This is a genomic window from Dialister sp., assembly GCF_051885895.1.
GTDB lineage: Bacteria > Bacillota > Negativicutes > Veillonellales > Dialisteraceae > Dialister.
Window position 1 is genome coordinate 1 of record NZ_JBJEXP010000068.1, and the last position, 8348, is coordinate 8348.

5 protein-coding genes are annotated in these 8348 nt (G+C 54.7%); all 5 read right to left on the reverse strand.

What is annotated here, in order from left to right:
- Positions 1–132 precede the first annotated feature (132 nt).
- Entirely contained in the window at positions 133–1317 is a 1185-nt protein-coding gene (locus ACI4N7_RS05675) for a L,D-transpeptidase family protein (RefSeq protein WP_439732393.1), read from the reverse strand.
- Positions 1318–1361: 44 nt separating this feature from the next.
- Positions 1362–2108 (reverse strand): uracil-DNA glycosylase, encoded by a 747-nt coding sequence (locus tag ACI4N7_RS05680; RefSeq protein WP_439732394.1) that lies wholly within the window; start codon positions 2106–2108, stop codon positions 1362–1364.
- Positions 2109–2408: 300 nt separating this feature from the next.
- On the reverse strand, positions 2409–3851 hold the full coding sequence (gene dnaB / locus ACI4N7_RS05685; protein WP_439732395.1) for a replicative DNA helicase: 1443 nt from the start codon (positions 3849–3851) through the stop codon (positions 2409–2411).
- A 585-nt stretch (positions 3852–4436) separates the two neighbouring features.
- Positions 4437–7058, reverse strand: a complete 2622-nt coding sequence (locus tag ACI4N7_RS05690) for an AAA family ATPase (protein WP_439732396.1) — start codon at positions 7056–7058, stop codon at positions 4437–4439.
- Positions 7055–8224 (reverse strand): exonuclease SbcCD subunit D, encoded by a 1170-nt coding sequence (locus tag ACI4N7_RS05695; protein ID WP_439732397.1) that lies wholly within the window; start codon positions 8222–8224, stop codon positions 7055–7057. The genes ACI4N7_RS05690 and ACI4N7_RS05695 overlap by 4 nt, the downstream gene beginning before the upstream one ends.
- Between the last annotated feature and the right edge of the window lie 124 nt (positions 8225–8348).

Here is an 8348-nt window from a genome sequence, read left to right on the forward strand (position 1 = left end):
ACTATTTTTTTCTTAAATTCATAACTGTGTTTTGCCATAAAAAACTGACCCCCAAAATTGTTAGATTTTTGGTCTAACAATTGGGGGTCAGCTCATTGAACATTTTTCACAGTCCTTTTTCATGTTTATGATTTACTGTAAATCGTAATTATAGTCCTTATCCAGCGTTCCGGTGAGATGAAGGAGGGCTGGTGCATCGGCGGCATCTATGAGAAGAGCCCGGTTTCTCATGACTGCCTTGGCGCTTCCGTAGGGAGTGCGGATTTCATTCCAGTTGGCAGACCATTCGGCTTTGATACCGGCTGCTCTGGCCAGAGGAATGATGGGTAGATAGATGTGGCCGTCCTTGCCCAGGGCTTTCGGTTCCAGTTTCTTTCCATTCAGGTAAATATCATAGACCTTTGCCACATATCTTGGATTTCCATCAGAGGCGGTGATGGCCTGCTGAATGTCTTCATCGGACACAAAAGCCGCTGCACCGAAGGGAGCCAGTTTCTGCCGTACTTTGCTTACGTCCAGCGGTTCCCGTCCGTAGCCGTCGGGATAGATGTAGTAGACGACAGTGTGATCCTGTTCCTGCTGCACGACAACCCGTTCGTAAAGGATGTCTACGGGAATGCCCTTGACGATATGCGCGTAGAGATCTTCTACATCTTTTTCATTCAGTCTGACACAGCCATGGGAGGCATAGGTGCCGATGGCGGATGGTACGTTGGTGCCATGGATGCCGTAATTGCCGCCTATGCCGATCCAGCGGTAGCCGATGGGGCAGTCAGGTCCGGACGGAATGGTGGTGCCGGTGTCCGGATCTATCCAGGTGGGATTGATTTCCATATCCACCACGGTTCTCCTGCCTACCGGGGTTGGAGAGGATGGTTTCCCCGGAGCGATGGGGTACATGCGGATGCCCACGTCGCCCTGGTAGAGGGTCAGAAGGCGGCTGGCAAGATTGATTTCAATGCGCTTGTCCTCAAACCTCGGTTTTTCCGGCGCTTTTTTCACTTCTTCCGCATCCTGCTTTTCTTCCGCCGGAGCGGCGTCCTGTTTCACTGCCGCTGCGTCGGCTTTTTCCACCGAGAGAGCAGCAGGCTGCTGCACGTCCTGTCTGCCGGAGCTTTTCTTTTTTGTATTCTCTCCGGCTTTCTGTTTTGCATGGCTTCTGTCCGTCTTTTTCACCTTTTCGGTTTTCAGGACTTTTCCTTTAATGACTGTAACTTCCCCGCTTTCAGAAATCGGTTCTTCTGCAGCGCCCGCTTCCAGAATTCCGCAGGTTCCCAGGGCAGCGCAGAGAACGGCTGCCAGGATGATGTGTTTCATCAATATATGTCCCCTTCTGTATTAGAAATGATTATATGTATAGATTATGGATTTTCCCCGTGTCTCCGTTTTCGTTCTTCCGCCAGACCTTCCAAAAGGTTCGGCATGGCTTCGCTCTTCCATACCCAGTCCGGTGCCAGAGCGGATGCCTTTTCCTTGGCTGCCAGAAGATCATAGTAAACCTGCCATTTGGAATCCACCAGGCTCCGTCCGGACTGGCGAAGCAGGTAGGCCGGATGGAAGGTGGGCATAACCGGTATGCCATGGTAGTCAATCCAGTGTCCCCGGGACCGGATAATACCTGCCTCATGGCCCAGGAAGAAACGAAGCGCCACCTTCCCGAGACCTACAATGACCTTTGGCTTAACCAGGGCAATTTCCGCAGCCAGCCAGATGGAGCCGCAGAAGCTGCCTTCCTCCATGGTAGGTGTCCTGTTGCCCCGAGGCCGGCATTTGACAATATTCGTCACATATACATGATCTCTTGTAATGCCTACGGAAAAGAGCGCCTTGTCCAGAAGCTGTCCGGAGGGGCCCACCAGGGGTCCTCCGTAATCATCCTCGACCCCGCCGGGGCCCTCCCCTACGATCATGAGAGGCGCATCGGAAGGCCCGGAAGAAAGGACAGGCCCCAGTCCCCCTTCCCGCCGCAAAGGACACCGGCTGCAGCTGCGAATGGCCATAGCCAGCGCTTCATGGGTGGGGTATGTTTCCCGCTCCCCTTCTCCATACATCTCCCGACGCCGGCGGGCTGCGTACTCTTCGGGATCTTCATGTCCAAATAAATCCAATGATATCACCTGTTCTTATACATGGGCCGCCTTTGGCGGCCGGGTTCACAAAGTTCACAAGGTTCTGCCCGCTTTCAGCGGGCGGGTTCAGCGGGGGGGGTGGTATCGCCTGACGGCGATGAGTTTTATATAGTGCCGCCTACGGCGGCATTTAAAACTCCCCTTTGAACCGGCCCGCTCTGCGGTCTAAACCCATCGTTCGGCGCAGCAGCGCACGAACGATGGAACCCTCGCCCGCACAAGCGGGCGTCAACCCTTTTGCGTTCGGGAATACATCCAGCCGGCACCATTGTCTCAAGCCTACTGCATATCCGGCGGCGGTTCCTGGTTGGTAATTTCATAGAAAAGAGTGAACTGGCCGGCAAAATGAAGTTTCACCGTATCTACGGGGCCGTTTCTGTTTTTAGCCAGAATGATTTCGGTTTCATTTTTCCGCGGATCATCATCTTCAATTTCCCGGTTATAGTAAGCTTCGCGGTACAGGAAGCTCACCATATCCGCATCCTGTTCCAGAGAGCCCGATTCGCGGAGGTCGGAAAGGAAGGGCCGGTGATCCTGGCGGGACTCTACGCTTCGGGAAAGCTGGGACAGGGCGATGACCGGCACATTCAATTCTCTGGCCAGACTTTTCAGAGAGCGGGAAATCTCGGAAATTTCCTGCTGCCGGTTGTCCCCGTTTCTGGATGCATTCTTGGCCTGCATGAGCTGGAGGTAGTCGATCATAATAATATCCAGCCCGTGTTCCGCTTTCAGGCGGCGGCACTTGGAACGAATTTCCGAAACGGAAATGCCCGGCGTATCATCGATATAGAGCGGCGCATCCATAAGCACGCTGGCCGCATTGGCCAGCTGATCCCATTCCTTCTGGGTGGAAATCCGTCCGGTGCGCAGGCGGGAACTGTCCACCAGGGCCGTGGAGCAGAGAAGACGCTGTACCAGCTGTTCCCGGGACATTTCCAGGGAGAAAAAGGCCACGCTCCTGTGGGCGGAAGAAATGCTCATGTTTTTGGCAATATTCAGCACAAATGCAGTTTTACCCATGGACGGGCGGGCTGCCACGATGATGAAATCCCCCTTCTGGAAGCCGCTGGTCAGTGCATCCAGAGAAGGAAATCCGCTGGCCAGGCCGGTGATGGATTCCTTATTGCGGAATTTTCTTGTAATTTCCTGCAGTTCCGACTGTACAGCCTCTCCAATGGGCGTAAAATCGGAGTGTCTTTCATCCCGGGTCACTTCCAGTATGGACTTTTCCGCATCGTCCGTAATGTCCGCCACATCCTGCCTTTCGGAATAGGCTTCATCGGCTATGGTGCCGGCAGCGTCAATGAGCCGACGGAGCTTTGCCTTGCCTGCCACAATTTCCGCATGACGGTCCACCGATTTGGTAGTCACCACGTTGGCGGGAAGTTCGTTCACATAGAGCACGCCTCCCACATCGTCCAGCCGTCCCATGCGTTTCAGTTCTTCCGTCACCGTGAGAATATCCGCCGGTTCGCCCCGGTGGGACAGGTTCAGAATGGCCTGAAAAATAATGGCATTGGCTTCTCTATAGAAATCAGACGGCGTGAGCATATCCTCAGCTGTAAGGATGGCATCCTTGTCCAGCAGCATGGCGCCCAGAACGGACTTCTCCGCATCAATATTCTGCGGAGGCACCCGGGATACGATCATGGTGTCTGTATCTGAATTCTTTTTCCAGTCCTTCTTCGGACGGAAATCCTTACCCTGATAAGTATCAGCCAAAAAAATGCCTCCTTTCATGAAATGATATTTGCACTTTATATTTTAGCATATTGGTGGATAGGGGGACAGTGAAACAGTGGGAAAGTGAAGACTGCTGTCTTCTATCTTCTGCTGTTGTCTACTGGACAGTATTCCCGACAGCAGGGGGTTCAGGCGCCTTCGGCGCCCGGGTTCAAGGCCTCGCCGGGGCTGCGCCCCTGGAGGCCTCCGGTTCCACCCACAGAGCGGGCTGGTCCAAAGGAAGTTATAAAGCCCACTCCGTAGAGGCAGGGTGCACCGGTGCCGCCATTTTATCATGCGCCCGAAGGGCGCCGTACTTCGCCAGTGGTACGGTCAGCCAACCAACAGGCAGGCCCTTTTATGGGCAGGCTAAGGGCCAACTTTGGCTGACTTGGAGGTCCTATGCAGGACCTCCACAGTACTTTATAACTCCCGAGGGCGGAGCCCTCAGAACCAGCCCGGAAGGCGAAGCCGATCCCGGGCCGAACCCTTGGCGGCCAGGGCCGAAGGCCCGTCGGCGCCATCAACCTTCACGCCCGCAGGGCGTGTCAACCTTTGGGAATACAGCTCAGTGACGTTATTGCCTCATTCCAGAATCTCAAATTCTGCCCTGCTTCCTTTTTCTGCCGGCGTCACCCTGAGCCTTGCGTCAATCCGTTCCTCCAGTTCCGGCACGTGGGAAATAATGCCCACCAGCCTTCCTGTGCTCTGCAGGTCGATTAATGTATTCATGGCGCTGTTCAGTGCATCCGGATCCAGAGTGCCGAAGCCTTCGTCGATGAACATGGTGTCCAGGCGGACGCCTCCCTGTTTGGCCTGCACCACGTCTGCCAGGCCCAGTGCCAGGGAGAGGGAGGCCAGGAATGTTTCACCGCCGGAAAGGGTATTGGCGGGACGGGAGCGTCCGGTATAGCTGTCCGACACTTCCAGAGTGAGACCGCCTTTGCCGTCGGTGCTGTCGCCGGCCATGCGGTGGAGGCTGTAGCGGCGGCGGCTCATGTCCAGAAGGCGCAGGTTGGCCGCTTTGGCCACTTCATCCAGAAGAGCGCCAAGGACGTATCTTTCCAGGGTAATGCGGGATTTTTCGCCTCTGGTAAGGTTATAGAGCCCCGACACCAGACTGGTGTCCTTCAGCGTCTTTTCGTGGCGTTCTGCAATGTCCTTCACTTTGGCCGCCGTGTCTTCCAGCAGTTTCTTCCTGTTTTCCCCGTCGGAAATCATTTTCACCATGCTGCGGATAGCGCTCTGGTGATTCCTGTCTTCCTCGCTCAGGCGGGTCATATCCGGCTTTTCACTGCCTTTGAGGAAATCCGTTTCGTCGGCCTTGACCTTTTCAGCGCCCTGGCGCTCCCGGCGGTACGTTTCCAGCGCATCGGTCAGGGCTTTTTCCTGGTCCCTCCTTTCGTACCATCCGCGGCAGGCATCAAGGCTTTCAAAGCCAGCTTCTCTGGATTTTTCCTCCAGTGCCTTTTTCCACTGGTCATAGTCATTCAAAAGCTTTATCCGCTGGGCTTCGGATGCCTTGTATCCTGCATCGGCAGCCGCAAAGGCAGATGCCGCCTGCTCCCTTGCTTTGGCGGTGTCTGCCGTTTCCTTTTCCCAGCGCTGGATTTCTTCGTTCAGCTTATGGATGGCATCCCGGAGAGCGATAGGCTTTCTGAATTCCTCCGGCACGTCTTCCAGGGTCCTCATCTTGGCCTGGGCATAGCCCTGTTCGGAAATGGCGGATACGTAGGCGGAAACCTGATACTGCTGGGCCAGCTGGGTGCTGTCGCTCCATGCTTCCGCCGCTTTGGATGCTCTTTCCTGGGCTCTTTTCACTTCCTCCTCTGTGGGAAGCTTTTTATCTGAAAAGGCAGGGCGGGGATGGTGGATGGAGCCGCACACCGGGCAGGGCTCGCCATCCTTCAGCTGACTGGCCAGAATGGCAGCCTGACCGAAGATATAATCCCGGCGGAGAGCTTCCGCTTCTGCTTCTGCCTTTTCCTTCATTTTTCTGTCCGCTTCCGCTTTGTCATTGAGTTTCTGCAGTTCCGCCTGTGCTTCCATCACCTTTTCCGTAAGCCGGTTTACTTCCCGCAGGGTGGCACCGTAGGCCTTGGCTTTGGGCATCCACTGCACCATTTCCGCTGATTTCCTGCGGTATCCTTCTACTTCCTCCTTCCGGGATTCCAGTTCTTCCGATTTCTTTGCCAGCTTATCCTTTTCAGCAGCCGCCTTATCCCTTTCTGCTTCGCACCGGTCCCGGTCCTTTCTTACCAGTCTGCCGTCACTCATGATTTTGGAAAGATTTTCAAAATAGGGAGCCAGCTCCCGGGCGGAGCGGATATATTTGAGGCTTTCCTCTGCCTGCTTCATTTCCTCTTCTTTTCCCAGAAGGGCTTTCAGCTGGGTCTCTGCTTTCGCCAGGGTTTCAAAATGGGTGGTAAGAATCGCCGCCTTCTGGTAGTCCTTTTGGAAATCGGCGTATTTCCGGTCCTCTTCTTCTCTCTTCTTTTTAATGCCGGCCAGGAAACGGGCTGTTTCTTCTGTTTCCTTTCGGAGTTCTTCTTCTCCGGACACGGCGGCCATAGCCAGGGTGGCGGTAAGCTCCGTATCTTCTGCGGCCTTCTTTTTCAGAAGGTCATTCAGGGAAAGGCGCAGTTCATTCTGGAAATCGGAAAACCGCTGGGTTTTGAAGAGCTGCTTCAGAATGGCTTCCCTTTCATCCGCCTTGGCTACCAGGAGCTTGCGGAAATCTCCCTGGGGCAGAAGGATAACCTGGCAGAACTGGCTGGCATTTAATCCGATGAGCTTTCCTGCCGCCTCTTCTACGCCGGTGCGGATGGTGCGGACTTCCTTTCCGTTCTCCAGTTCCGACAGGGATGCCTGCATGGCGGCCTTTGTCTGGCCTTTGCCCCGCTTCTTGTCGATGAGCTGTTCCGGGCTTCTGATGGCTCGGTAGGTTTTCCCGCCAATCATGAAATCAAAAATGACTTCCGTCTTCTGGGCGCTGGTGGCATAGTCGCTCCGCATGTGGCTCCCTGTCCGGTCACCGCTTGTTTTGCCGTAAAGGGCATAGCACATGGCATCGAGAATGGTAGTCTTTCCTGCGCCTGTTGGGCCGCAGATGAGGAAGAGGTGGCGGCCGTCCAGCTTTTCAAAATCAATAACGGTTTCTCCCGCATAGGGGCCGAAGGCCCGCATGGTCAGTTTCAACGGTCTCATTCTTCATTCTCCTTTCTGTAAACCTTTTCCCAGGTGGCAAGGGCCAGTTTTTCCTCATCCTCTGACAGGTCCCGGTCCCGGAACTGGTGGACGAACCGTTTCAGAATGTCTTCATCGCTCATCTTCTCCAGATGGATATTCCGGCTCCCTTCGTCGTCCTTGTATCCCATATCCTGCTCCACGCCCAGGGCATTGGGGAATTTCGCCCGAAGCTTGGGCATGGCATCAATCACCGGTTCCTCATCGGTAAGCCGTATTTCAAGGTAATCTTCGGAAGGCGGCGTCTCCTCTCCCATCAGCCGGTCAAAGGAGCCTTCCATATCCCGTACTTCATAGCGGGGAACCAGGCTGTGAAATTCCGTATGCACATTTCCCCTGCCGTCCAGCTCCCCGACAATGACCCCTTTCTTCTGGTCCACTTCATCGAAGGAGTAGCGCATAAGGCTGCCGCTGTACTGGATTCTTTCGGAATTCTGCTGCGTCCGCTGGGGCCGGTGCAGGTGGCCCAGGGCCGTGTAATCATAGGGTGCAAAGACAGCGTCGCTGATACGGTCATAGCCTCCGATGGAAAGCGGCCGTTCCGATTCCGACGGCGTCCCGCCGGCAGCAAAGGCATGGGCCAGAGCCACTTTCCTTATGGGCTCTCCCTTCGGCAGAAGAGAAAGCAGGTAATCAGACAGGGCTTTCTCCGCTTCTTCATAAGAATGGACATTTTCCGCCCCGTCCAGGGAAAGCACATTCAGCATCACCCGCACCCGGGCCGGTTCCGCATAGGGCATGGGGCAGAAGGCCACTTTTCCCTCATCATCTTCCAGAATCACCGGCCTGATCCGGGTCAGAGGCCCGAAAATATAAAGCCCCTGGCCCTCCAGCAGACGGCTGGCTACCGCCAGACGTTCCGCACTGTCATGGTTTCCGCTGATGATGATAAAGGGAATCTTCCGTTTTCCCACAATTTCTTGGGTCATGCGGTCAAAAAGCTCCACTGCTTCCTCCGGCGGATAGGATCGATCATACACATCCCCGGACAGAAGAATCACATCAGGCTTTTCCTTATCCACCAGAGGTAAAAACTGATGGAGCAAAAGCCATTCCTGATCCCCGGTCATGCTGTGCTCCTTCAGGAGCTTTCCCAGATGCCAGTCTGCTGTATGGATAAATTTCATAAATACCTCCCTGCTGTACTGTAAAATATCATGCCCCGTGACTCTCGGGCCATGTCTTTTCCCCATGGAAGAACCACCGCTTCCTTACTTCTCTTCATCGAGAAATCCTTTCCCTGTAACTGCC

What these genes read in the sequence shown, in the direction of transcription:
- ACI4N7_RS05675 (WP_439732393.1), bottom strand. Translation starts at nt 1,317, where the DNA reads ATGAAACACATCATCCTGGCAGCCGTTCTCTGCGCTGCCCTGGGAACC.
- ACI4N7_RS05690 (WP_439732396.1), bottom strand. Translation starts at nt 7,058, where the DNA reads ATGAGACCGTTGAAACTGACCATGCGGGCCTTCGGCCCCTATGCGGGA.
- ACI4N7_RS05695 (WP_439732397.1), bottom strand. Translation starts at nt 8,224, where the DNA reads ATGAAATTTATCCATACAGCAGACTGGCATCTGGGAAAGCTCCTGAAG.